General features: G+C 69.1%; 21 protein-coding genes. 16 read left to right on the top strand and 5 right to left on the bottom strand.

Features of this window, described 5'->3' with window-relative positions:
• Positions 1-44 precede the first annotated feature (44 nt).
• From EV657_RS15845 to EV657_RS15835, 3 genes are read left to right on the top strand one after another with little or no spacing between them, the layout of a single operon-like run.
• Positions 45-926 carry a CheR family methyltransferase gene (locus tag EV657_RS15845; protein WP_113669950.1) on the top strand — a complete coding sequence of 294 codons (882 nt, stop codon included), beginning with the start codon at positions 45-47 and terminating at the stop codon, positions 924-926.
• Positions 927-933: 7 nt separating this feature from the next.
• On the top strand, positions 934-2,043 hold the full coding sequence (locus EV657_RS15840) for a protein-glutamate methylesterase/protein-glutamine glutaminase (protein ID WP_134078809.1): 1,110 nt from the start codon (positions 934-936) through the stop codon (positions 2,041-2,043).
• The gene (locus EV657_RS15835; protein ID WP_134078807.1) at positions 2,040-3,785 is read left to right on the top strand and encodes a hypothetical protein; all 1,746 of its coding nucleotides are present in this window, start codon (positions 2,040-2,042) and stop codon (positions 3,783-3,785) included. The genes EV657_RS15840 and EV657_RS15835 overlap by 4 nt, the downstream gene beginning before the upstream one ends.
• A 36-nt stretch (positions 3,786-3,821) precedes the next feature.
• On the opposite strand, the gene EV657_RS15830 is transcribed toward EV657_RS15835, so the two are convergent.
• Complete coding sequence (locus EV657_RS15830; protein ID WP_134078806.1) at positions 3,822-4,370, bottom strand: hypothetical protein; 549 nt, start codon at positions 4,368-4,370, stop codon at positions 3,822-3,824.
• Between the two features lie 70 nt (positions 4,371-4,440).
• A complete protein-coding gene (locus EV657_RS15825) occupies positions 4,441-10,500 on the bottom strand; it encodes a LamG-like jellyroll fold domain-containing protein (protein ID WP_134078804.1) in 6,060 nt (2,019 codons plus the stop codon).
• Between the two features lie 118 nt (positions 10,501-10,618).
• Between EV657_RS15825 and EV657_RS15820 the strand changes: the two genes are divergently transcribed.
• Positions 10,619-11,524 carry a LysR substrate-binding domain-containing protein gene (locus EV657_RS15820; protein WP_113669945.1) on the top strand — a complete coding sequence of 302 codons (906 nt, stop codon included), beginning with the start codon at positions 10,619-10,621 and terminating at the stop codon, positions 11,522-11,524.
• An 86-nt stretch (positions 11,525-11,610) separates the two neighbouring features.
• Here EV657_RS15820 and EV657_RS15815 read toward each other — a convergent pair whose 3' ends face one another.
• Positions 11,611-12,102, bottom strand: coding sequence for a hypothetical protein (locus tag EV657_RS15815; RefSeq protein WP_075787304.1), 492 nt, complete (start codon positions 12,100-12,102; stop codon positions 11,611-11,613).
• A gap of 317 nt (positions 12,103-12,419) precedes the next feature.
• Between EV657_RS15815 and EV657_RS15810 the strand changes: the two genes are divergently transcribed.
• The 3 genes from EV657_RS15810 to EV657_RS15800 are packed head-to-tail and all read left to right on the top strand — an operon-like array spanning position 12,420 to position 15,279.
• Positions 12,420-14,174, top strand: coding sequence for a pilus assembly protein TadG-related protein (locus EV657_RS15810; RefSeq protein ID WP_134078802.1), 1,755 nt, complete (start codon positions 12,420-12,422; stop codon positions 14,172-14,174).
• Complete coding sequence (locus EV657_RS15805) at positions 14,171-14,713, top strand: TadE/TadG family type IV pilus assembly protein (RefSeq protein ID WP_075787302.1); 543 nt, start codon at positions 14,171-14,173, stop codon at positions 14,711-14,713. The genes EV657_RS15810 and EV657_RS15805 overlap by 4 nt, the downstream gene beginning before the upstream one ends.
• On the top strand, positions 14,710-15,279 hold the full coding sequence (locus tag EV657_RS15800; RefSeq protein WP_134078801.1) for a TadE/TadG family type IV pilus assembly protein: 570 nt from the start codon (positions 14,710-14,712) through the stop codon (positions 15,277-15,279). Before EV657_RS15805 ends, EV657_RS15800 begins: the two co-directional genes overlap by 4 nt.
• A gap of 127 nt (positions 15,280-15,406) precedes the next feature.
• On the opposite strand, the gene EV657_RS15795 is transcribed toward EV657_RS15800, so the two are convergent.
• On the bottom strand, positions 15,407-17,410 hold the full coding sequence (locus EV657_RS15795; RefSeq protein WP_243837671.1) for a TonB-dependent receptor plug domain-containing protein: 2,004 nt from the start codon (positions 17,408-17,410) through the stop codon (positions 15,407-15,409).
• A gap of 242 nt (positions 17,411-17,652) precedes the next feature.
• Between EV657_RS15795 and EV657_RS15790 the strand changes: the two genes are divergently transcribed.
• Genes EV657_RS15790 through EV657_RS15755 form a run of 8 tightly spaced genes read left to right on the top strand, consistent with a single transcriptional unit; the run spans position 17,653 to position 23,770 of the window.
• Positions 17,653-18,702 carry a hemin-degrading factor gene (locus EV657_RS15790; protein WP_113669942.1) on the top strand — a complete coding sequence of 350 codons (1,050 nt, stop codon included), beginning with the start codon at positions 17,653-17,655 and terminating at the stop codon, positions 18,700-18,702.
• Positions 18,699-19,532, top strand: a complete 834-nt coding sequence (locus tag EV657_RS15785) for a heme/hemin ABC transporter substrate-binding protein (RefSeq protein ID WP_113669941.1) — start codon at positions 18,699-18,701, stop codon at positions 19,530-19,532. Before EV657_RS15790 ends, EV657_RS15785 begins: the two co-directional genes overlap by 4 nt.
• Before the next feature lie 4 nt (positions 19,533-19,536).
• The gene (locus EV657_RS15780) at positions 19,537-20,613 is read left to right on the top strand and encodes a FecCD family ABC transporter permease (RefSeq protein ID WP_134078799.1); all 1,077 of its coding nucleotides are present in this window, start codon (positions 19,537-19,539) and stop codon (positions 20,611-20,613) included.
• 3 nt (positions 20,614-20,616) lie between these two features.
• Positions 20,617-21,405, top strand: a complete 789-nt coding sequence (locus EV657_RS15775; protein ID WP_075787297.1) for a heme ABC transporter ATP-binding protein — start codon at positions 20,617-20,619, stop codon at positions 21,403-21,405.
• 23 nt (positions 21,406-21,428) lie between these two features.
• Entirely contained in the window at positions 21,429-22,097 is a 669-nt protein-coding gene (locus tag EV657_RS15770; protein ID WP_075787296.1) for a MotA/TolQ/ExbB proton channel family protein, read from the top strand.
• Positions 22,094-22,480, top strand: a complete 387-nt coding sequence (locus EV657_RS15765) for an ExbD/TolR family protein (RefSeq protein WP_134078798.1) — start codon at positions 22,094-22,096, stop codon at positions 22,478-22,480. The genes EV657_RS15770 and EV657_RS15765 overlap by 4 nt, the downstream gene beginning before the upstream one ends.
• A gap of 4 nt (positions 22,481-22,484) precedes the next feature.
• The gene (locus EV657_RS15760) at positions 22,485-22,865 is read left to right on the top strand and encodes an ExbD/TolR family protein (protein ID WP_134078796.1); all 381 of its coding nucleotides are present in this window, start codon (positions 22,485-22,487) and stop codon (positions 22,863-22,865) included.
• Positions 22,866-22,867: 2 nt separating this feature from the next.
• Complete coding sequence (locus tag EV657_RS15755) at positions 22,868-23,770, top strand: TonB family protein (protein WP_134078795.1); 903 nt, start codon at positions 22,868-22,870, stop codon at positions 23,768-23,770.
• Between the two features lie 13 nt (positions 23,771-23,783).
• Here the strand turns inward: EV657_RS15755 and htpX are convergent, their stop codons facing one another.
• Positions 23,784-24,686 (bottom strand): zinc metalloprotease HtpX, encoded by a 903-nt coding sequence (gene htpX, locus EV657_RS15750; protein WP_113669999.1) that lies wholly within the window; start codon positions 24,684-24,686, stop codon positions 23,784-23,786.
• 269 nt (positions 24,687-24,955) lie between these two features.
• On the opposite strand from htpX, the gene EV657_RS15745 reads away from it, so the two are divergent.
• A partial coding sequence (locus EV657_RS15745; protein ID WP_279587398.1) for an acetyl-coenzyme A synthetase N-terminal domain-containing protein occupies positions 24,956-25,288 on the top strand: 333 nt, incomplete at its 3' end.

Below are 25,288 nucleotides of genomic sequence, written 5' to 3'. Positions count from 1 at the left end.
CGCGGACGCCCCGGCCCTGCAACCCATCTTTCACGGAGCCCGCCATGACGGCCTCTTCGCTAGCCCTGAGACCGACCGGCGGTGCCGATGACGGCGACCGGATCGACGATAGCAGCTTTTCGCGCATTGCCACGCTGGTGAACCGCCAGACCGGGATCCGGCTGCCGCCGTCCAAGCGCCTCATGGTCGAGGCGCGGCTTCGGCGGCGGGTCCGGGCCTGCGGTCAGCCCAACCTTGCCGCCTATTGCCGGTTCCTGTTCCAGGAGGGCGGGCTTGACCGCGAGGCGCTGCACCTGATCGACGTGGTGACCACCAACAAGACCGACTTCTTCCGCGAGTCCGATCATTTCCGGTTTCTGGCGGGACCCGGGCTTGACGCGATGCTGGGGCGGGCCGGGGGCGGGCGCCGGACCCGGCTCAAACTCTGGAGCGCGGCCAGTTCGATCGGGGCCGAGGCCTACACCATCGCGATGGTGCTGGCCGAGGCGGCGGCGCGGGGTCCGGGCTTCGACTTCACGGTGCTGGGCACCGACATTTCGACCGCCGTTCTGGCCCATGCCAAGATGGCGATCTATCCCACCGCCTTCGCGGCCCCGGTGCCCGAGGGGCTGCGTCATCGCTATTTCATGGAGGCGCGCGACCCCGTGCGTCAGGAGGTGCGGGTCGTGCCCGAACTGCGCGCGCGGGTGTCCTTTGCGCGGCTCAACCTGATGGACACGCGCTATGCCGTCGACAGCGATTTCGACGCGATCTTCCTGCGCAATGTCCTGATCTATTTCGAACGCGACGTTCAGATCGCCGTGGTCGGGCGGCTGATCCGGCATATCCGGCCGGGCGGGTTCCTGTTTCTCGGTCATTCCGAAAGCGGGATCGCGGCCGAACTTCCGCTGCGCCAGCTCGCGCCCGCCACCTTCCAGGTCGAATGAGGATGCCATGACTTTCCAACCCAGCTTTTCCGGCAAGAAATGGCGCGTCCTGATCGTCGACGATTCCGCCTCGGTGCGGCGCGTGCTCAGCGACATCATTTCCAGCGATCCCTGCCTCGAGGTGATGGGGACCGCCGCCGACCCCTATGCCGCGGCCGAACGGATCGGCCGCGAACTGCCCGACGTGATCTTTCTGGACATCGAGATGCCGCGCATGGACGGGCTGACCTTCCTGCGCAAGATCATGGCCCAGCGTCCGCTGCCGGTGGTGATCTGTTCCAGCCTGACCGAAGAGGGCTCGGTCGCGCTGATGGAGGCGATGGAGGCGGGCGCGGTCGATGTGGTGACCAAGCCGCGCATGGGCTCGGTCGAGTTCCTGCAGCATTCGCGGATGATGATCTGCGACACCGCGCGGGCCGCCGCCCAGGCCCGGGTCCGGCCGGGACGCGCGCGGCGCATGCAGGTCGAGAAGAAGCTCAGCGCCGATGCCATGCTGCCGGCCCGGCCCGGGCGCGGCCCCTCGGTGGTCGCGGCCGAACGGATCGTCTGCATCGGCGCCTCGACCGGCGGCACCGAGGCGATCCGCGAGGTGCTGGAGGCGCTGCCCGCCGACTGTCCGCCCATCGTCATCGTCCAGCACATGCCCGAAGGATTTACCGCGGCCTTCGCCCGGCGGCTTGACGGGCTGTGCGCAATGACCGTGCGCGAGGCCCGCGACGGCGACCCGATCCTGCCCGGACAGGTGCTGATCGCGCCGGGCAACCGCCACATGATGATCGCGCGGGCGGGCGCCCATGCCCGCATCGTCATCGCGGACGGCCCGCCGGTTTGCCGGCACCGGCCCTCGGTCGACGTGATGTTCCGGTCTGCCGCGCAGCAGCTGGGCAGCGGCGCGGCGGGTATCCTGCTGACCGGCATGGGCGATGACGGCGCGCAGGGCCTGCTGGAAATGCGCGAGACAGGCGCCGCGACGGTCGCCCAGGACGAGGAAAGCTCTGTGGTCTTCGGCATGCCGAAAGAGGCCATCGAACGGGGTGCCGCCGCCCGGGTCCTGCCGCTGCCGCGCATCGCGCCCGCGATCCTGCAATTCTGGGCCGGGTCGGGGGGTGCGCGATGAGCGCGGCGGCCGCCTGGCTCCGGGTGGTTCCCGCCGACCCGCCCGGGTCCGCGGTGCTCGACGAGATCGTCTCGGGCCGGTTCGCGGCCCATATCGCCGGGCCGCGCCAGGCCATCGAGCAGGCCTTTCTGGCGATGGGCAGCGGTCTGATGGCCGGGGCGCATCTGCTGACCGACATCTCGGCCGCGCATCGCGACATGGCGCTGGAATTCGAGGGTCCCGCGTTCCTGCAGGGGGTCGAGCAGATCAGCCGCCTGCGCGACGAGGTCGGCCGGGTGCTGGAGGGCATCACCACCGGCGACGCCGAAATCGCCCGGCTGGCCGAGACCACCAAGCGGGTGCGCACGCCGCTGGAACAGATGGATTCGGCGATCCGGCTTCTGGGGCTTGTCGCGGTCAACGCCCGGATCGTGGCGGCGGGCATCGAGTCCGACCAGAACGATCTGACCGCCTTCACCAGCGAGATGGCCGGGATCGCGGCCGAGGCCAAGGCCGCCGTGCGCTCGATTTCGGAGGTGCATGAGCGGGTCTGCCGCACCGTGGCCGAGACCCGGCGCACCCAGACCGAATTCAGCCGCGGCCATTTTCGCACCATGGCCGCGATCCGCGACCGCCTGGACGAGGACCTGCGCAGCATCGAGGCCCAGCGCGCCCAGGCGGCGGAACATGCCGACAGGTCGGCGACGCTGGCGGCGGGCATCGGCGCCCAGGTCGGCGAGGCGGTCGCGGCGGTGCAGGCGGGCGACATGACGCGCCAGCGTCTGGAACATGTCGAGACCATCCTCGACCGGCTGGCCGATGCCGCCGATGCCGCCGATGCCGAGCGGCTGGCGGGGCTTCTGGGGCCGCTGGCGGCGGCCGAACTGGGCGCGACCCATGCGGATTTCGTGGCCGAGGTCGGGCATTTCGTCAATGCTCTCGAAGCGATGCGGGTCGATGCCGACGCGGTGCTGCGCGCCGGGACCGAACGCGCCGGGCGGACGCTCGCGGCCAGCGGCGAAGCGCTGGCGGCGCTGGTCCGGGACCTGCGCTCGATCCGCCCGCTGCTGGACGACGAGGCCCGCAACCGCGAGACCGCCCGCCAGCTGGGCGAGGGCGCGGCCGATGCGATGCATCTGATGATGTCGCGGATCGACGTCCTGGAACGCACCGAACACGACGTGCGGCTGCTGGGGCTGAACATGGCGATCCGCTGCAGCGGGCTGGGCGACCGGGCCAGCGGGCTGCGGGTCATCGCCAAGGAACTGAGCGGCGTCGCGGCCGACACCAGTGCCGCCGCCGCCCAGATCCGCGACATCCTCGACGGGGCGCAGAAGACCGTGGCCGACACCCGGCGGCGGACCGCCGAGGGTGGCGGGGTCGAGGGCGATCCGGCGGCCGCGGCGAGCGATCTCGAAACCGTGCTCGACCGGCTGCGGGCGCATGGCGTGACCCTGGCCGAGGCCTGCCCCCGGACCATCGCGATCCTCGACGAGACCGCCGAGCGCGCCCACCGGGTCAGCGCCAGCGGCGATGGCTGGCCTGCGCTGGTGGCGCGGCTGGAAACCCTTGGCGGGACGCCCGACCCGGACGAGGTCGCGGCTTTCGGGGATCTGCTGGCGGGGATCCGGCGGGTCTATACGATGCAGCAGGAACGCCGGATTCACGATGCCGTTCTGGGCTTGCCCACGCCCGGGGGCGAGGACGAGCCGCCCGCGGCCGACGGGGGCGACGCGGACGACATCGACGGGTTCCTGTTCTGACGCGGCCCCCGCGGGGGCCGTGGCACAGGTCTGCGATCAGGCGGCGCGGCGGCGCAGGGCGACACCCGGCAGCGCCAGCGCGGCCAGCAGCATCGGCAGGGTCGCGGGCAGCGGCACCGGGGCGGGCGCGGTCTGGGCCGACAGGGTCAGCCGCGCGGTCGCATAGATGTCGGCCGTGGCGCCGAACGGGTCCGGGATCGGCGCATCGAAATGCAGCTCAGCCAGCACGGTGCCGCCGAACAGATCGGCGGCGCTGCCGGTTGCGGTAAAGACGAAGCTCAGATCGTCGACGCCATCGAAGCTGTAGCTGTCGGCCTCGCCATAAAGCGCCTCGGCGCCGTCCTCGGTCAGCACGGTCAGGACGAAGGCCGGATCCCAGATGCCCGAGACGCCGCCGAAGATCCCGGCATAGAGCGGGCTGAACGAACTGCCGTCGAAGACCGGGGCGGTGGCCTCGGCGGTGATGTCGCCGCCCATGAACAGGACGTCGGCGGCGGTGTCGGTCAGCGTGGCGCTGAAGCCGGGGGTGGCCAGCGCAAGGGCGGTGGCGGCGGCGAGGACGGGCATCGGCAGGGACAGGGACATGACCTTTAGGTCTCCTTGAAAGATCTGTGGGAAAGCGGCCGCCCGGCGTCCGGGCGGCCGGTGCAAAGGGTCAGGCGAAGCTGAGATCGTCGAAGCTCTCGACCCCGGCGATCACCAGCTGGTCGAGATCGGCGCCGATCCAGAGCGTGACGCCCGCGGCGGTTTCGCGGATCTGGTGGATCTCGGCGCCGCCGAGGTCGATCCGGTCGATCCCGGTCTGGTAGTCGGCGATCCGGTCGGTTTCGCGCTGGCCGTTGGCGGTTTCGTCGCCGAAGACGAAGGTATCGGCGCCCGCGCCGCCCCAGATCTGGTCCAGACGGCCCGCGCCCGCGAACAGCGTCTCGTCGGCATCGGTTCCGACCAAGCGGTCATTGCCGGCCGTGCCGTGCAGCTCGACCGCGAAGTCGGACGACAGATCGACGATGGCGATGTCGTCGAAGCTGGCCCCGGCCGCGCCCCAGGACCAGACCCCGGCGCGGCCCGCGCCGATGTCGTGATCCTCGACCGGATAGGCGAAGAGGTCGGTGCCGTCGATGGTGGCCGAGATCTTGCCGTCGACGATCCGGGCCTCGAAGGTGAAGCTGTCGCCCGGCGTGTAGCTGGTGGCGCCCCGGGCGATCATCGACTCGTAGTTGTCGACCACCTTGACCAGGGTGAAGAGGTTCACCCGGGCGTCGAGTTCGATCTTGTAGTAGTTGTTCTCGTCGACATAGTTCAGCATGAAGCCGACCGCGCCTTCGGGCGCCGTCACCTCGGCCCGGATCGCGTAGTCGGTGAGGGCGTCGTCGCCGTCCCAGAGCGCGTAGCTGCCCTTGTGCAGCGCGAAGGTGCCGTCGCCCAGAGGCGACCAGCCGCGCTGCCAGACATCGGGATGGCTGGCGCCGTTCCAGGTCAGCTCGCGGCTGTAGGCGCCCGATGTCTCGACCAGCGCGCCGTCGATCACCTGCCAGTCGGCCGTGCCGGTGGCGGCGGTGCCGTCGCCCGCGATCTCGGTCGCATCGACGATGGTCCAGCCGGTGGCGTCGCCATCCTCGAACCGGTCGGCCGCGATCAGCCGGTCGCCGCTGGCCAGATCGACCGTCACCGCGTCCGAGGCGGTGCCGTCGAGCGTCAGGGCGAAGCTGTTGCGCCCGGCCGTGGCGGTGGCCTCGACGGTCAGACCCGCAGCGTCAAGGTCGCGCCCGGTCCAGAGCGCCTCGGCCGCGCCCGCGGGCAGGATCGAGGCGGCGCCGTTCAGGGCGACCGTTTCCCGCCCGTCGCCGTCCCAGTCGATGACGATCCGGTCGGGGCCGGCATCGGCACTCAGTTGCGGGGCGCGGACCACGACATCGTCGAAGATCGCGCCCTGCTGGCTCGAGCTGTAAAGCCCGACCGTCCCGGCGCCCAGCGGCGCACTGTCGGTGACCGCGCCGCCAAACAGCGCCACCCCGTCCAGCGTGACCACGATCCGGCCGCCGACCCGCGTCACCGCGAGATCCTGTTCGTCGTTGAAGGTGTAGCCGCCCGCCTCGGAGGCCAGCACCGTGGCCGTTCCGGCCTCGACCCGGATCAGCTGGCGGGCATTGGTCTGGTTGTCGAGGCTCAGCAGGTAATAGCTGCCGTCCCCGTCGAAGCTGAAGACCACGCCCATGGTGTCGTCGTCCATCGAGCGGATCGTGGTCTCGAAGGTCAGGTCGGTCCAGGCGCCGCCCTCCCAGACGACGAGGTTGTCGGTACCGTTCGACCGGTCGTAAAGCGCGGCCTCGGGCGCGCCCACCGTGTCGCCATCGGCCATGGCGCTGCCGATCACGGCGAAGTTGCCAAGCTGGCGGGCGTCGGACAGGTCCAGCATCTCGACCGTCGCGGTGCCGAAATCGGTGGCATCGAGCGCGCCGTCGAAGGACAGCTGCACGGCGCCTTCGGGCTGGTCGCCCGAGAGCGGGCCATCGGCATCGACGCCGCCCAGCGCGGCGATGGCCTCTGCGTCCAGGGCCTCGGGCGTGAAGGCGACGGAGGCGGCATAAAGATCGCTGGTTTCGCCGTTCTCGTCCGAAAAGAGCAGGAAGCCCTTTTCGCCGTCGATGGTCCAGCGCGACCCGTCCGCGACATTCGCATCGACCACCTGGGTGCCGACCAGGGCGCCGTTGATGTACTTGCTGAGAACCTGCGCGCCGTCCTCGACCTTGACGCTGAAGGCGACGCGGTTCCAGGCGTCATAGGCAAGGCTGCCGTCATATTGCCCCGAAATCCCGATGCCGCCATTGGCGATGAAAAGCTCACCATCGGTCGCGTTGGTGAGGTCGGTCTGGAACAGCGCGGTCCAGGCGCCCTGGCCGCTGCCGACATAGAGATCGAAGATCAGCGTGTATTCGGCGATCTGGCCGGTCGCGCCGGTCGTGACATGAAGCGCCTCGGTCTGGCCGAGCGCGGGCAGTTTCAGCACGCCCACCGCCTCGGCCGTGGCGCCCGCACCGCCGAGCCAGACCTTGGGCGAGGCCAGCGTGGTTTCAAAGTCGGTGCCGGTGTCCGAGCCGCCGTTGAAATCGTCCCATTCGTCGGGATCGGCCACCGCGATCACGCCCGAGCCCTTGGTGAAGTCGGCCCGGTCCTGACCGTCGGCCGAGGTCCAGAACTTCGAGGTGGTGAAGCTCCAGCCGCGCCATTCGTCGGTGCCGCGGGGCACGCTGTCGGGGGTGTCGACCGACCAGCCCTCGGGCGCGTCATGGGTCCAGCCCAGCACGTCCGAAGGGATGTTTTCGTCGACCGCCGGTTGCAGGTCGTCTGCGAGGCTGTCGAAATCCTGCGCCATCAGCACCGTGCCCTCGGCATCGGTCAGGACGATGTTGTCGACCGCCCAGAACCAGTCGTTGCCGGCCTCGCTCATCTTCCAGAAGAATTCGACCGAGGCCGCGGTGTCGGGCACCTTGAAGTCGAGCGAGATCCGTTCGTTCTGGTTCGACCCGTCATCGGTGGTATTGGCGCTGTCGAAATGCAGGATCGCGGTCGGGGTGCCGCCATCGACCGATACCAGCACCTCGGCGGTCTGCGAGTCCTCGGGCCGCCAGTGGCTGTCGAAGGACAGCGTCAGGGGCTTCTGCCCGACGCCGTTGATCGACCCGATGCCAAAGCCCAGATCGGTGCCGACTTTGGCCAGATCGGGCTGGGCGACGGCGGGGTTGACCCAGCCCTGGGCGATGCCGTCGTCGAAGGTCTCGACCAGCCAGACATCGTCGGTCTCGACGATGACCCGCAGGTCGTCGCGGCTGACGACGCCCGAGGCGGTCTCGACGGTCAGGGTCAGATCGTGGATGCCCGCGCCCAGCTCGGCCGAGGTCTCCTTGCCGGTGGCCACGACCTTTCCGTCCTCGTCGGTCCAGGTCCAGGACAGGATGTCGCCGTCCGGGTCGGCCGAGGCCGCGGCCGACAGGGCGACGGTCGCGGTGCTGGCGCCCGCATCGGCGGTGATGTGCAGGTCGGCGCCCGCATCGGCCTCGGCCTGCGCCGCCCGTTCGCCGATATCCGCGTCGTGGAACTCTTCCTGGTGGCCGACATAGGACCCGGTCAGCCCGTCGCGGCTGGCCTCTTCGGTTTCGCGGTGGCCGGTGAAATACTCGTCGAGATCGGTGAAGTAGGTTTCGGTATAGATCGCGTCGTTGTCGGGGTCGACGGTGATCAGGCGGATCGCGCCGTTGCCGCCATTGCCGCCCTCGGTGGCCTCCAGCGCGACCCCGTTCTGATAGTTCATCAGGAACTGGTACACCTTGTTGCCGTAGTCGTTGTAGGACACCACGGTTTCGGCGCCGTCGCCGAAGATGTGCCCGCCGAAGGCGAAGACGACATTCGCGTGCGAGGACACCACGTCGCGCCAGATCTCTTCGCCATCCCACGCCCCTTCGGGATCGGCGCCAAGCCAGTAGTCATAGCCCGCGCCCTCGCCCTCGAGGTCCGAGCCCAGCGGGTCGTGGCGGCCGTTGAAGTTGTTGTAGCTGTGGGTGACGATGATCGCCTTGCGGTCGCCGTAGTCGGTCAGAACCCGGTCGGCCCAGGCCAGAACGTCGTCGCGGGGGCCGAATTCCAGGTTGATGGTGACCCAGCCGGTGCCGTCGGTCGCGGTCCAGAGGTGGTAGTTGTTGTCATAGCGCTCGGGCTCGGCATCGTAGACGCCGCCGAAGGTCGGGTCCTCGGACATGTAGCCGACCGAGAAGGCGTCGTTGAAGTTCGAGGTGTCGCGCAGGTTGCCGGCGCTGTTGACGATGTCGTGGTTGCCCTGAACGATCGAGAAGTTCACCCCGGCCTCGCGCAGGATGTCATAGGCCGACAACGCGATGTCGAACTGGTTGGTGGCCGACCACTGGCTGACATCGCCCACATTGGTCAGGAAGTTGATGTTCTTGCCTTCGGCATTGTCGGCGACCCATTGGGTCATCTCGCTGAAGACATGCTCGATATAGGGGTTCGAGGTGTAGTCCTGGGTGTCGGGGAAGACCGCGATGGTATAGGCGTTCTCGCCCGCGACGCGGACCCGCACATGGTCCTCGAGGCTTTCGCCATTGGCGCCATGCGCGGTGATCACCAGGTCCGACAGGCCATAGGCGTCGAAGTCGAGCGTGAGGATGCCGTTCTCGATGCTGGCCCCGACCGCGTCGCCGTTGCTGTTGGTGACCGCGAAGTCATGGGCGCCCTCGCCGAAGACCTCGGTCAGATCGTAGTGCCGGGCCTCGTCGCTGAGGCTGACCAGCATGTCGCGGATGCCGCCCGAAACCTCTGGCTCGACCGGCGTGTCGTCCGAGACGTCGTTCAGCGTGACGCCACCCCGGCCGAATTCGGCGGTGGGCTCGTGCCCGTCGAAGCCGATTTGCACCAGCGCCTGGCCCTCGGCGAAGGGACCGTCGGCATCGACGCTGCCCAGCGCGGCGATCTCGGCGGGGCTGAGTGCCGCGCCCGACAGCGCGAAATGGGCCAGATAGCCTGCGGCGGTCTCGCCGTCCTCGTCGGTCAGGATCAGGAAGCCGGTCGAGGCATCGACGGTGAACCGCGCGGTATCGACCGTCTGGGTGCCGACCAGGGTGCCGTCGATGAATTTCGACAGGGTCGAGCTGCCGTCGCCGTTGTCCTTCACGCTCAGCGCGATCCGGGTCCAGCTTTCGGCCGGGACCGCGCCGGAATAGACGCCGGAAATCCCGATGCCGCCGCTGCCGTTGATGAAGAAATCGCCGTCGGAGGTGTTGCCCGCGTCCAGCTGCAAAAGCGACTGGAAGCCGCCGGTGGCGTCAGTGCGGATATCCCAGACCATGGTGAAATCGGTCAGGTCCGGGGTGCCCGCGGGCGGCGCGATATGCAGTCCCTCGCCAGCCTCGAAGGCCGAATAGTTCAGAACCGGACTGTCGCCGCCGGGGGCCTCGATGCCGAATTGCGCGGCATGGCCGATCCGGCTGTCGCCGAGGGCGACCGGCGTGCGATAGTCCGAGCCTTCTAGGATCACCTCGGCCTCGCCATAGCGGGTGGCGACGGTGCCGCCCGCAAAGGTGACCTCGACCGCGTCGGCGCCGGGCGCGACCGGGAAGAAGCCGCCCGCAGCGGGGGCGGGGGCCGCGGCCAGCGCCGCTGCCACGGTTTCCGCATCCGGCGGGTTCGCCATGAAGAAGATCGACGAGACGAAGCCCGCCGAGGTCTCGCCGTCATTGTCGGTGAAAAGCCGGAGCCCGATTTCGGGGTCGATGGTCCAGCGGTCGGTGACACCCAGGGTCTGGGTGCCGACCAGCGCGCCGTCGACGAATTTGCGCAGCACCGTGTCGCCGTCTTCCAGCGTGACGGTCATCGCGACGCGGACCCAGGTATCGAACGGCACCTGACCCTCGTAGACGCCGGAAATGCCCAGCGCGGCGCCATCCGCCCCGCGTTTCAGGAACAGCTCGGCATCGCCGTCGCCGGTCTGCACCAGCCCGGTATAGGACCCGGCGGTCGACGGGATGTAGAGATCCATCGCCAGCGCCCATTCGGCGACCTGTGCGTCGGCCTTGGGCCGGAGCGTCACGGATTGCGCATCGGTCAGCGCGTCGAAGGCCAGAACGTCCGCCTCCGTTCCGCCGATCGCCGGAAGGCCGAAATCGGTCGTGCTGCCAAGCGCGTGATGCGCGAGATCGAGTGCCATGCTGTTCCCCCAGACCATGTCATCGCGCGCCGGAACGGCGGCGCGGTCGGGGAAGCCTTGCGGCAGGCTTACATATAGATCAAATTGATTGTATCTTCCGGACGGTTAGGTTTTTTCAATGAATTATCCGCAGATCCGTGCCTTCCATCTTGTCGCCAAGGAAGGCAGCGTACGGCGCGCGGCCGAGCTTCTGGGCGTGTCTCAGCCGACGATTTCCCAGCATCTCAAGGGGCTTGAAACCCGGCACGGGGTCCGGCTGTTCGAAAAGCGCGGCCGCGGGCTGGTGCCGACCGAGGCGGGCGAGCGTCTCTTTTCCGTGACACTGAGGTTAACGGAACTTGTCAACGAGATCGACGATCTGCTGGAGCAACGGCCGCGGGCGGCGACCGGACGGCTGCGGGTCCATGCGGATTCGCCCGGTATCGCGGTGCGGCTGGTCTCGCGGCTGAGGGCCAGCCATCCGCGGATCGAGGTCACGATCCAGCGCCGCAGCACCGAGGCCATCGCGGCGGCCCTGCTGGAAATGCGGGCCGATGTCGGCATCGCGGTCGAGCCGATGGTCGATCCGGCGCTCTTGATCCTGCCCTATCGCTATGAGGAATTGCGGGTCTGCCTGCCCGCGACCAGCCCGCTGGCACAGCGCCGCGATTTCGCGCTCGATGCCATTTCGGGCCAGACCCTGATCCAGCGCGAGTCGGGGTCGCGGACCCGGGCGCTGGTCGAACGGACCATTGCCATTGCCGGAAAGACGCCGGCCTCGGTGCTGGAGATCGAGGGCTCGGACGTCGTGCGCGAAGCCGTGGCCTGCGGCCTGGGGATGACGTTCTTCGCCGAATCCGACTGCCTGCCCGATCCGAGGGTCGTCTATCTGCGGCTGGCGCCGCCGCAGCGCCAGATCGGGTTTTCCGAACATATCATGCTGCGCCGCGACCGCCGCCGGGTCGTCGAGATCGCGGCCTTCCTGTCAGCCGCCGCGCTGGGCGAAGGCGAGCCCGCGCCGGGTGTCCCCGGGGCGCGGCGCTGAGCTCGGCCGGGCCCGGCCTGCCCGCAGGCACGCAAACGGCCGACCCGAAGGCCGGCCGCGAAAGGGGCGGTATGGCAGCCTGACGATCAGGCTTCGATATTGTCGACCACCGCGCGGGCGAAGGTCGCCACCAGCGCCGTGTAGACCTCATGGCTGGTCGGCGTGATAACCGTCACGTCCGAGCCTTCGGGCAAGAGCGGCATGACCTGGTTCAGCTTCACGGTCAGGTCGAAGGTCTGGAAGTTGGAATTGTCTTCCATGTCGATGACGTTCACCGTGCCCGACATCTGGTTGTCGGCGGCCCCGATCTGTTCCTGGAAGAAGTTGGCCAGTTCGACCTCGTTCATGTCGATCTTGATGTCCATGCCGGTCTCGCCGAGCCGTCCGACAAGCTGGGCGGCGATGGCCGCCTCGAGGTCTTGGTCGAGCGACTTCCAGTAGGCCGCGGCCTGCGGGTTGTTCAGGTCGGTCAGCGAGGTCTCGACGTCGATCGACTTGATGGTCTCGACGTCGTCGGCCAGGGCGGGGGCGGCGACGGTGGCGCCCAGAAGCGCGGCCATAATCGAAGTGCGAATCATGTCTCTTCTCCGTTCGTCAGGGTGGAACGGCGCCGGGGGGCGGCGTCCGTTTCCATTGTCGAGAGAACGTGCCAGGGGGCGGCCGGGTTCCCGGCGCGGACAGGGGCGGGCCGCGGACGGTCGGATTTCCGCGCATCGGCGGGGCGGGGGCCGGAACGGTGCCCCGGCCGATCCGACCGCCGCGGTCCTTGGCTAAAACTGCCCCCGAATGCCGAAAAGCTCTCCCCGGTTTGGCCCCACTGCTGCCGCATTCTGGCGAAATCCTGTCGGACGCGGGACTTTCAGGACCTTGTCCATGGATTAGGGGATCAGGACGAATGCAAGATCGCTGCAGGGGGATCCTCAGATCCGCCGGGACCCGGCTGTGCGGGTTCGGCGGCGACGAGCGCGGGGCGCTGGTCGTCTTCTTCCTGTTCGTCTTCGTGGGCATGCTGATCGCCGGGGGCATGGCGGTCGATTTCCTGCGCGCCGACGAGGAACGCACCCGGCTTCAGGCCACGCTGGACCGCGCGGTACTGGCTGCGGCCAATCTCGACAGCCGTCAGGACCCCGAGGCGCTGGTGCACGACTACTTCCGCCGCGAGGGGCTCGAGGATCATATCCGCGACGTCCAGGTGCATTCGGATCTGAACGGCCGGGTCGTCGGCGCCACGGCGAGCTTCGACATTCACACCCTTTTCCTGCAGTTCACCGGGATCGACACGCTCAGCAGCGGCGCCTCGGGCGTCGCGCGGGAACACATCCCCAACAGCGAGATCTCGCTGGTTCTCGATATTTCGGGGTCGATGCGCTGGGATTCGCGCATGGCGATGATGCGCCCGGCGGCCAAGGACTTCATCCATTCGGTGCTGAACCCCGAGGACCCGACCCGGGTTTCGATCAATCTCATTCCCTATGCCGGGCAGACCAATCCGGGTCCGGTGCTGTTCGAGTATCTGGGCGGGCAGTGGCGCAACGGGGTGGGCAACTTTTTCGAGGAATGGCCCCAGGACATCTCGCACATGACCACCGATTTCGACACCGACGGCGACGGGGTGCCCGACACGGTGGTCAAGGTCGACGAGTTTCCCGATTCCGGCCAGCCCAATCATGTCAGCAACGATCCCGACGATTTCTTCCCCGAGATGGTGAAGTTCATCCGCAGCTCGGTCCCGGCGGTGGCGTCGGCGACGGTGATCGGGGCGCGGGTCAAGGGCGGCATCCAGACGACGCAGTATTACGCTGTCGAGGGCAACGCGAATGGCGAGGCGCCCGACACAGACCCGCTGGCCGCGTCGGGCGGCGGCAAGAAGAATTCCGAGCCCAAGGCCGACTACACGCTGATGTGGAACGATTTCGACCATGAGGCGATCCTGCGTCCCGCCAGTTGCCTTGAACTCGGCAGCGGCGAGTTCACCCAGAGCGGGCTGCCCTCGAACGGCCCTTACGAACAGACGCCCCTGTTCATGTACTGGACCATCGACCGGTCGGTGATGGACTGGGGCTGGTGCCCCGAGGACGATACCGCGATCCAGTATGCCCAGAACGACGAGGCCGTGCTTGACGCTTTTGTCGACGCGATCCGGATGCATGACGGCACCGGGACCCATTATGCCATGAAATATGCCCTGGGGCTGCTCGACCCCAGCGCGAACGCGGCCTTCCGGCATCTGCAGGCCGAGGGTCTGGTGCCCGCCGACTTTGCCGACCGGCCGGCCGCCTGGGACGATGCCGAGACCGCGAAATACATCGTGCTGATGACCGATGGGGCGATCACCGAGCAGTATCGCCCGACGAACCCCGACGCGGCGGTCAATGCCACGGTCGAGCTTGAAAAACAGTCCGGTTCCAAGCGGCGCAAGACCACGACCGACGTCCAGAACGTGGCAAGCTTCTACGAGACCTGCACTCTGGCCAAGAAAAACGGCGTCGTGATCTTCACCATCGCCTACATGGCCTCCAGCGCCGCCAAGCAGCAGATGCAGACCTGCGCCTCGACGCCGCTGTATTTCTTCGACACCACCCCCGACAATATCGGCGAGGCGTTCTCGGCCATTGCGGGCAAGATCAACAAGCTGCGGCTGATCCAGTGAGGAAGGGGGCGATCATCCGCGCGCTCGGCCGTTTCGCCCGCCAACGGACGGGAAGCGTCACCGTCGAGATGGTGATCCTGTTTCCGATCCTGTTCATGGTGTTCCTGATGGCTTTCGAGCTGGGCATCCTGAACGTCCGGCAGATGGCGCTGGCGCGGGCTACCGATATCGTGGTGCGCGATGTGCGCCTCGGCACCGAAGGCACGCCCGATTTCGCGGCCTTCCGCAGCCGGATCTGCGAGGTGGCGACCATCATCCGCGATTGCGAGAACGTGATACGGATCGAGATGCAGTCGCTGCCGCCAGAGCGCTGGGCGACGATGACCGCGCCGCCCAAATGCATCGACCATGCCGAGACCATCGACGCCTCGCTCGACTTTAACCACGGGGTCGAGAACGAGCTGATGTTCATCCGGGTCTGTGCGCTGTTCGAGCCGATCTTTCCCGGCACCGGGCTGGGGCGAAAGCTGCCGAAGAATGCCGAAGGCGAATATGCGCTGATCGTCACCAGCGCCTTTGTCAACGAGCCCTCGATATGACCGGGCGGGCCGCCCGGCGCGCGGGCCGCTTCGCGCGCGCCGAGGCGGGCAGCATGACCGTCGAGTTCGTGCTGATCTTGCCGCTGCTTTTATGGGCGCTGGTCGCGCTGCATGTCTTCGTGGGCGCGTTCCAGTTGCGCAACACGGCGACCAAGGCGACCTATACGCTGGCCGACATGCTGTCGCGCCAGACCCAGCCTGTCGATCAGGCGTTTCTGGACGGGGCCGACAGCGTTCTGCAATTCCTGGCCGGGCCTTCGGCGCGGCTCAGGGTGACGGTGGTCCGCTGCACCGCCGATTGCGCCGATGATGCCACCCGCAGGCTTGCCATCGACTGGCCGGGCGCCACCGCGGGAATGCAGGCGATGACCGCGGCCGAGCTGGCGAGCGACGCCTATCGGGCGCGGATCCCGGCGATGGAGCTGGGCGACCGGATGATCCTTGTCGAGACCGAGTTCGATTACACCCCGATTGCCGATTACGGGCTGCCGTCGATGACCTTCGAGACGCTGATGGCGACGCCGCCCCGGTTCGCGCCGCAGCTCTGCTGGCAGAGCTGCGGCTGACCGGTCCGCGGCGCGAAGACGTCAGGGCGTCTTCGGCCGCGTCCCGGCTGTCGCGGAGGCGTGTCCGGGGCTCCGGTCGAACGCCGCCTGCCGCGGACCCGTCCCGGCCCCGGGGCCGGAGACCGGATCAGAAGGTTCTGGCCAGGGTCAGCTTGAAGGTCCGCCCCGGCGCGGGCCGGGTCGCCAGATGCGGAGTGTAGTCGAGATCGAAGGCGTTCTCGATCCCGGCGCGGATTTCCGTTCCCTTGAACAGGCCCTCCTGCGGCCGCCAGGTGGCGCGCAGGTTGTGGACGGTGCTGGAATCGGACGGCTTGTCCGACCGGTTCATTTCGGCGGCATGCGCCACCTCCCAGCTCAGGTCCAGCGTCTCGCCCCATCTTTTGCCCAGCGTCACGCGCAGATCGTCGGCCGGGGTGCCTTCCCAGTCATCCCTGATCCCGGGCGTGGTGTTTTCGCCCCGCGCGATATTCGCGTTGAAATCGACATAATGGCCCGAGGGCAGGCTGTAGGCGGCCTCGAGTTCCAGCCCCTTCATCCGCGCATCGGTGATCGGCACCATGGCGTCGGTGGTATAGGACGTGATGTCCCAGACCGTGGTGTGATAGGCGGTCGCCTTCAGCGCCAGATCGTCGCCCTCGGCAAAGACCGTGCCGCGGTCGAAGGACACGCCCAGTTCGTAGGTCCGGGCCTTTTCGCTGCGGGTCATGTAGGCGGGCGTGCCCAGATCGTCGATGATGGGCAGGTTCTCGGTATAGGCGGCGCTGCCGAAGACCGCCCATCCGTTGCCGAAGGCATAGCGTGCGGAGAGGCCCCCCATCAGCGCGTCATTGTCGTAATCGGCATAGCTGTCGCCGCCGATATCCTGGGTCTCGTAGCGCAGCGCCGGGGTCAGCGTCAGCCCGCCGAAGGACATGTCGTCGACCGCGAACAGCGCCCAGCGCTTGTCGGTGCCGCCCGGGGCGGAATTGGCATCGAGCCGTTCCTTGCGGACATATTCGACGCCCGTACGCAGGTCATGGCCGAGCTGGCCAGTCGCAAACAGCGCCTGGTTCTTGACCGTCAGTTTGGTCGTCTCGTAGCGGTGATCGGCATTGGTGGTGGGGAAACCGCCAGGCGGGAAGGGGAAGCCGCAAGCGCCACCTTCGCAGCTCGAACTGCCCGGCACGTAGTCCTGATCGATCTTCTGCTCGGCATAGCTGAGGGTGGCGGTCAGGTTGATCAGATCGTTGCCCGCCGGATTGAAGGCGTATTCCAGAATGGCGGTCTTCGACCGGGTCTTGCGGTCGACATTGCCGAACATGTCGGTGGTCGTTCCGAAGGTGTCGTAGGGCACGTCCTTCTCGTCCGAACTGGTGTCGGAATAGCTGAGCTTGACGGAATGCTCGCGCGCCTCGCCGAAGGTGTACTTGCCCTTCAGCATCCATGAGGGCAGGTCGAACCCTTCATCGCCGATGCCGTTTCCGTCGCCGTCCGTCTGTACGCCCTGGCTGCGATAGGTGTAGTTGCCGAGGAATTCGAGGTTCTCGTCGGGCTGCCAGGCCAGGATCGTCGACGACGCCCAGGCATCGCCATTGGTGCCGTATTGCAGGGTCTGACGCAGCTTGAAGCCGGGCTCGCCGCCGGTGAAATCCGAGGCGTCCTTGGTGTCCAGCCGGATCAGCCCGCCGATGATGCCCGACCCGTATTCGAAGGTGCCCGCCGTGCCGCGGATCACCGTCACCTGCTTGTAGAGCGCGGGGTCGGTGAAAAGCTGGGTGCCGATCCGGTACAGCTCTTCCGACCCCACGCTGGCCCCGTCGACCTGAATGGCGACCTTCTGGTCCGAGCCGTTGGTGGAGTTGGCGCCGAAGCCGCGGATGTTGATGCCCGAGCCTTGCGGCGTGGTGCCGTTGATCAGCGACACGCCCGGCACCGAATCGACCAGTTCGGCGATGGTCGTGGCCTGCCGGTCCTCGATTTCCTCCTCGTCGACCACCGTTTCCGAGATCGCGGTATCGGTGCGCACCTCGCGCTTGCTCTGGCCCAGCGTCACCGGGTCCAGGCTGAAGCTGTCCTGGGCCGCGGCAGGCCAGGCCAGGGCCATCGCTGTACCGCAGGCCAGAAAGCCTGCCGTCATATGTCGTGCCGTCATGTTCCATCCCCTTGTCAGGTCACGAAAGATTTCATGGCTGGCAAAGCGGCTGGCGCATGTCGCTTGGACATCCGCCGGCGGGGTCCCGCACGACGGTCTTGCATCGGGTATGAAATCTGATAGTTTCTGTCAACAATGAGGGTCACGGGAATGGCCCATGATATCCAGCAAGCTGCGCGCGCGCCCCGGGGCGGCGCCGTCAGGCCAGCCGCATCCATCAGGAACTTCGAAGGGAGCCTCCCATGGGAGACGGCAAGGCCGTGTCGCCGGACCGGATAAGGTCGATCCGGCAAGAGAAATCCACCGCCCGTGCCCGCGATCTGGCCGACAGTCTGGGCGTGGCCGAGGCCGAGCTGCTGGCAGCCGAAACCGGGCGGGGCGTGACCCGGATCGCGGCCCATCCCGACGCGCTGATGCCGGCGATGCCGGGGCTTGGCGAGGTGATGGCCCTGACCCGCAACGAAAGTGCAGTGATCGAGAAGGTCGGGACCTATGGCCCCTACACGCCCGGCGATCATGCCGCGATGGTGCTGAGCCCCGCGATCGACCTCAGGATCTTCCCCCGGCACTGGGTCCATGGCTTCGCGGTCGAGGAAACCCGGGGCGGCAAGGTGCGCCGCTCGATCCAGATCTTCGACGGGGCCGGGGACGCGGTCCACAAGATCCATCTGCGCGACGGCTCGTCGGCCGAGGCCTGGCAGTCGCTTGTCGATACCGTCCGGCTGGACGATCAGTCCGACCGGCTGACGCTTGACCCGCGCGCGCCCTCCGAGCCCGCCAAGGTGGATCGTGGCGCGGTCGAGACCCTGCGCGGACAGTGGGACCGGCTGACCGACACCCACCAGTTCCTGCAGATGGTGCGCAAGCTCAAGATGAACCGGCTTGGGGCCTACCGGATCGCGGGCGCGCCCTATGTCCGGCCGCTGGCGCCCGATTGCCTGCACGGGCTTCTGAACGCGGTGGCCGACGAGGCGCTGCCCTTCATGATGTTCGTCGGCAATCGCGGCTGCATCGAGATCCATTCCGGACCCATCGAGACCGTCAAGCCGACCGGCCCCTGGCTGAACATTCTCGATCCCGGCTTCAACCTGCATCTGCGCGCCGATCATGTGGCCGAGGTCTGGGCGGTGACGAAGCCGACCCGGCGCGGTCCGGCCCTGTCCGTCGAGGCGTTCGATGCCCAGGGCATGCTGATCCTGCAGGCCTTCGGCATGCGCGTGGGCGAGGTCGATCACACCGGCCCCTGGGGCGAGATCGTCGCGGCCCTGCCGGGGCTCGAGGTGGCGGCATGATCCGCCCGCTTGTCGCACTGACCCTTGCGGCGCTGGCCGCGCTGCCCGCGCAGGCGGCCGACCGGGTGGTGTCGCTGGGCGGCGCGGTCACCGAGATCGTCGCGGCGCTGGGCGAGGCCGACCGGCTGGTCGCGCGCGACACGACCTCGAGCTGGCCCGAGGCCGTGACGGCGCTGCCCGATGTGGGCTATGTCCGGCGTCTGTCGGCCGAGGGCGTTTTGTCGGTCGCGCCCGACCTGATCCTCGCCGAAGAGGGCGCCGGGCCGCCCGAGGCGGTCGATCTGCTGAAATCCGCCGCGATCCCCTTCGTCGTCGTGCCCGACGGCTATGACCGCGACGCGGTGGCCGCCAAGATCGAGGCCGTGGCCGGGGCTCTGGACGTGCCCGAGAAGGGCGCGGCGCTTGCCGCCGAAGTTGGCCGGGCGCTCGACGCGGCGGCGGCCGAGGCAGCCGAGGGGCCCGCCCGGCGCGTGCTGTTCGTGCTGTCGGTGCAGGGCGGGCGGCTTCTGGCCAGCGGGCGCGGCACCGCCGCCGATGGGATCATCCGGCTCGCGGGCGGGGTGAACGCGGTCGACGCGTTCGAAGGCTACAAGCCGTTGACCGACGAGGCCGTCGCCCAGGCCGCCCCCGAGGTGATCCTGATGATGGCGCGCGAGGGCGCCGAGGATCTGGCCGCCGAGGTGCTGGCGCTGCCCGCCGTCCGGACGACGCCCGCCGCCGCCAGCGGTGCGCTGGTCTCGATGGACGGGCTTTATTTGCTGGGCTTCGGGCCGCGCACGGCCCAGGCGGTGCGCGATCTTTCCGACGCGCTCGACCGCGCCGGGAGCTGAGCCGATGGTCGCGCTTCTGCACGAGGTCTCCGGCCCCGCCCCGCACTGGGACCGCACGCCGCGTGCCTGGCGGCTGACGGTGCTGCTGGTGCTGGCGCTGGCGGTCATGTCGGCGGCAAGCCTGGCCGTGGGTGCCGCGGGCACCTCGCCCTGGGCGGTGCTGGCCGACATCATGGCGGGGCGCGAGGTCGCGCTGGCCGACCGGGTCGTGCTGTTCGAGATCCGCCTGCCCCGGCTGGCCATGGGCGCGCTGGTCGGCGCGGCGCTGGCCGTGTCGGGTGCGGTGATGCAGGGGCTCTTTCGCAACCCGCTGGCCGATCCGGGGCTGGTCGGCGTCAGCGCGGGGGCGGGCCTCGGCGCCATTTCGGCCATCGTTCTGGGCGGCCTGTTGCCCGCCGGGATCGCGGGCGCGCTGGGCTATCACCTGGTGCCGGTGGCGGCTTTCGCGGGCGGCTGGGCCACGACGCTGGTGCTGTACGGCATCGCCACGCGGCGCGGGCAGACCTCGGTTGCGACCATGCTTCTGGGCGGCATCGCGCTGGGCGCGCTGGCGGGGGCGCTGTCCGGCATTCTCGTCTACATGGCCGACGATGCGCAGCTGCGCGATCTGACCTTCTGGGGGCTCGGCTCGCTGGCGGGCGCCACCTGGACCAAGCTTGCCGCCGCCGCGCCGCTGATGATCCTGGCGCTGGTGGCCGCGCCGATGCTGGGGCGGGGGCTGAACGGGCTGTCGCTGGGCGAGGCGGCCGCCGCCCATGTCGGCATCCCGGTGCAGCGGCTCAAGACCGTGGCGATCCTGACCGTGGCGGGCGCGACCGGCGCCGCGGTCGCGGTCAGCGGCGGCATCGGCTTCGTCGGCATCGTCGTGCCGCATCTTCTGCGCCTCGCGACCGGACCCGATCACCGGCCACTGCTGGTCAATGCCGCCCTTCTGGGCGCGGCGCTGCTGATCGGCGCGGACATGATCGCGCGCAGCCTGATCGCGCCGGCCGAGCTGCCCATCGGCATCGTCACCGCCATTCTCGGCGGGCCGGTCTTCCTCTGGATCCTGCTGCGCCGCCGCGGCCTGCTGGGGTTCTAGACAATGCTGGAGGCCACCGACATCACCGTCCGTCTGGGCCGCCGCGAGATCCTGACAGGGGTCGATTTCCGCGCGCAGCCCGGACAGATCACCGCCATTGTCGGCCCGAACGGTTCGGGCAAGACGACCCTCCTGCGAGCACTCACCGGTGAACTCTCCCATGACGGGCGGATCCGGCTGAACCACCACGATCCCGCCTCCCTTCGACCCTGGGTGCTCGCAGGCCTTCGGGGGGTGTTGCCGCAGGCCACGCCCATGGCCTTTCCCTTCACCGCCGCCGAGGTGGTCCGGCTGGGCCTGATGGGCGGCATCGAGGCGGCCGAGCCCGATCTGGTGCCGAAGGCGCTGGCGCGGGTCGGACTGGCGGGCTTCGAGCCGCGCCCCTATCAGGAGCTTTCGGGCGGAGAACAGCAGCGGGTGCAACTGGCCCGGGTTCTGGCCCAGGTCTGGCATCCGACCGCCCATGGCCAGCCGCGCTGGCTGTTTCTCGACGAACCGGTCTCGGCGCTCGATATCGGCCACCAGTTGCAGGTGATGCGGATCGTGCGCGATTTCGCCGATGCGGGCGGCGGCATCGTCGCCGTCATGCACGACCTGAACCTCACCGCGATGTTTGCCGACAGTGTGGCCTTGATGGCGGGCGGGCGGCTGATGGAGCAGGGGCCGCCCGCCACGGTGCTGCGCGACGACCTGCTCAGCCGCGCCTATCTGTGCCCGCTGCGCGTGAACGCGCTGCCCGTCAACGGCCCCTATCTTCTGCCCCAGGCCAGCGGCCCGATCGCCGCCGAATGACGCCCAATCACGGAGACACGTCCATGGACCTGACCGAAAAGACCGCCGCCATCGCGGAGTTTCTCGACAAGGGCGGCCCGGCGATCTGGGCCATCGCCGCACTGTCGGTCATGACGGTGGCGCTGATCCTGTGGAAGCTCTGGCGCCTCGCGCTGGCCGGGGCCTGGTCGCGGGCGGCGGCGAATGGCGCGGTCGCAAGCTGGCTCGAGGGCGATGTCTGGCGCGCCCGCAGCGCGCTTGAGGGGCGGCGGGGGCTGCGCGCGGTCGCGGTCCGGGCGGCGATCGAGGCGCGGCTCGACCCCGAGCTTGACGCCGCCACCGCCCGCGAAGAAGTCGCCCGCGTCGCCACGCGCGAGCTGACCCGCGCGCGGTCCGGGCTGCGCGCGCTTGACCTGATCGCCACCATCGCGCCGCTGATCGGTCTGCTGGGCACGGTTCTGGGCATGATCGCGGCCTTCAAGACCCTGCAGGAAACCGGCGCGCGCGCCGATCCCTCGGCGCTGGCGGGCGGCATCTGGGAGGCGCTTCTGACCACCGCGGCGGGCATGGCCGTGGCGATCCCGGCCTCGGTTGCCCTGTCCTGGTTCGAAAGCGTCACCGAAGCCGCGCGGGTCGATATCGAGGATGCGGCGACCCGGGTGCTGACCCGGGGTGGGCCGGGCCGGGCGGCGCTTCGGGCGGCGGCGGAATGAGCCTCGGTCTGGCCCCTCCGGCGGCCCGGCGACGGCCGAGCCTCACGCCGATGATCGACGTGGTGTTCCTGTTGCTGGTCTTCTTCATGCTGGCCGCCCGGATGGGGGCCGAGGTGGCGCTTCCGGTCGCGGGGGGCGCGGGCGGCACCGCCGAGTGGTCCGGTCCGCCCCGGCTGGTCGATATCCGCCCCGAGGCGCTGACGCTCAATGGGGTCGATACCCCGCTTGAGGGTCTGGCCGAGGCGCTGATGCCACTGGTCGAGGACCCGGCGGCCGACCCGGTCGTGCTGCGCCCGCGCGATGGTGCCGATCTGCAGCGCGTGATCGAGGTGATCGAGACGCTGTCGGCGGCGGGCTATACACAACCGATCCTGGTGGAGTAGCCCCATGCGCCTGACCCTGGCCGCCCCGCGCCCGGCGCGGGAAAGCGTGGTTCCGATGATCAACGTGGTGTTTCTGCTGCTGATCTTCTTCCTGATCGGCGCGCGGCTGGCGCCGCCCGACCCGATCGAGGTGCATCCGCCCGAGGCCGCATCGGACCGTCCGCCCGGGGGGATCGAGGCCTTGCTGATCGCCGCCGATGGCACGCTGGCCTATCGCGACGCGCGGGACGAAGACGTTTATCCGGCGTTGGCCGATGCCCCGCGCGAGGGGCCGCTGACGGTGCGCGCGGACCGCGCCGTTGACGGCGTGGCGGTCGCGCGGGTGCTGGCGCGGCTTGCGGCCGAGGGCGTGACCCCGGTCGAACTGGTGGCGGCCGCGCGCTGATCATGCGGGGCCTTCTCGAACTTCTGGCCTTCGGCGGCACGGCGCTGGTCTTGCACCTAGCGCTCTGGCCGCAAGACGAAACCGCGGGCGTCGAGTCCTCGGGCGGCGGCGGCGCCGATCTGGCGACGGTCGCCGCCTCCTCGGCCGCTATCGCCCGACAGGTGGCCGAGTGGGAGCGCCCGCCCGAGCCGGTCGCGCCCGCCGAGATCGCCCCCCCGCCGGTCGTCGAGCCGCCGCCCGAGGCCTTGCCCGAACTGGCCGCCCCCGAGGCCCCAATCCCCGAGGCCCCAATCCCCGTGCCCGACAGTCCCGCCTTGCCCCGCCTTGCCGCTCCGACGCCGCCCGATGTCGAGCTTGCCGCGCCCGAGCCGCCGCCGCGCCCTCCCAAGCCAGAGGTCAAGCCAGACCCCGCGCCCGAGGTCCCCGAGGTCCGGCAGGCCGAAGCCGACACGCCGCGCCCGGTCGAGCGGCCGGATCGCAAGCCCGCCCCGACACCCGCGCCGCAGCAGACGGCGCGCACCGAGGCCTCGCAAAGCTCGGTGGCGCAGCAGGCCCAGCGCGCGGTCGGGGCAGGGGGCACGGCGCGCGGGCAGGCCGGTCAGGCCAGTGCCGCGACCCGCGATCCGGGCCGGATCGCCTCGATGATGGCCCAATGGGGCGCCTCGATCCGGGCGCGCATCCAGCGCCGGGTGCCCGAAGGCGCGGGCCGAGGCGCGGCCCTGGTCGAACTGACGGTGTCGGCCCAGGGCACGCTGGTCGCGGTGCGGGTGGTCCGCTCGTCGGGCGACGCACGGCTCGACGGGCTGGCGCTGGCCGCGGTGCGCCAGGCGGGCCGCTTTCCGGCCGCGCCCGCGGAGCTGGGCCCCGGGGCGCGCAGCTTCAGCCTCGAGGTCCGCTCGCGCTGACGCGGGCCGGGGCTCAGCCCCAGGGGCCGCGCGGGGCGCGGCGGATCGTCGGGCGGGGACGGGGCGCGGGCGCAGGCATGGCCGAGCCCGCCATCTGCCGCAGCGCCGCGACCCGGTTCGCGGTGCTGGGATGGGTCGAGAACAGCTTGTCGCGGCCTTCGCCATGCAACGGGTTGATGATGAACATATGCGCGGTGGCCGGGTTGCGCTCGGCCGCGACATTGTCGATGCGCTGGGCCAGCGCCTCGATCCTGGTCAGGGCCGAGGCCAGCCACAGCGGCTGACCGCAGATCTCGGCGCCGATCCGGTCGGCCTCGTATTCCCGGCTGCGGCTGATCGCCATCTGGATCAGACCCGCAGCCATCGGCGCCAGCAGCGCCATGGCAATCGTCGCGACGATGCCGCCGCCGCCCTCGCGCCGCCCGCCGAAGAAGAAGGCGAAATTCGCCAGCATCGAGATCGCGCCCGCGAAGGTGGCGGTCACCGTCATGATCAGCGTGTCGCGGTTCTGGATATGCGCCAGCTCATGCGCCATCACGCCCGCGATTTCCTCGGGCGAAAGCCGGGCCAGCAGCCCGGTGGTCGCCGCCACGGCCGCGTTGTCGGGGCTGCGCCCTGTCGCGAAGGCATTGGGCTGGTCGCTGTCGATCAGGTAGACGCGCGGCACCGGCATCCCGGCGTCGCGTGCGAGCCCGGTCACGATCCGCTGCAATTCGGCGCCGTCCGGGCCGGTCGCGGGCCGGGCGTTGTTCATCCTCAACACCATGGAATCCGAGTTCCACCAGGTCATGAGGTTCATCGCGGCCGCCACCACGAGGGCGATCACCGCCCCCGAACTGCCCGCGATCATCGCCCCCACGCCCATGAAGACCGCCGTGAGGGCGGCCATCAGAAGTGCTGTCCGGAAGTATCCCATCATCGTCACGCCATGCTTCGGGAAAACCTGTCCGCGATATAGGCATGGCCGGGTGCGCCGCAAGCGGCAGGCCGGGCACTGTCGAGGCAGTGGGGTGTCAACAAATTGACAAAACTCCGTGCGGTCGCGTCACGCGTTTCACAATTCTTTCCGCGCTCCGGCGATCTCCCGTTCATTTTTTACAGGATTTGGTAAACAGGCGAGGATGAGGAGGCGGGCGGCCATCCCCGCCAGGGGCTTGACCGAGAGGAGGATACAGCATGACCGATATGATGAAACCCGGCGAGGCCGCTGCGGCGACCCATCCGCCGCAACCGGATTTTGTGTCCGGGGCGCATATCGATGCTGCGGCGTATGAGGCGATGTACCGTCAGTCGGTCGAGGACCCGGAAGGGTTCTGGGGCGAGCACGGCAAGCGGCTCGACTGGATCAAGCCCTATACCGAGGTCAAGAACACCAGCTTCAGGATGGGCGAGGTCGAGATCCACTGGTTCCGGGACGGCACGTTGAACGTGGCGGCGAACTGCATCGACCGGCACCTGAAGACCCGGGGCGACCAGACCGCGATCGTCTTCGTGCCCGACGACCCCGGCGACCCGGTC

The sequence above is a fragment of the Rhodovulum visakhapatnamense genome, from assembly GCF_004365965.1.
In the GTDB taxonomy this organism is placed as follows: Bacteria; Pseudomonadota; Alphaproteobacteria; order Rhodobacterales; family Rhodobacteraceae; genus Rhodovulum; species Rhodovulum visakhapatnamense.
This window is presented reverse-complemented; position numbering and strand designations above follow the sequence as displayed.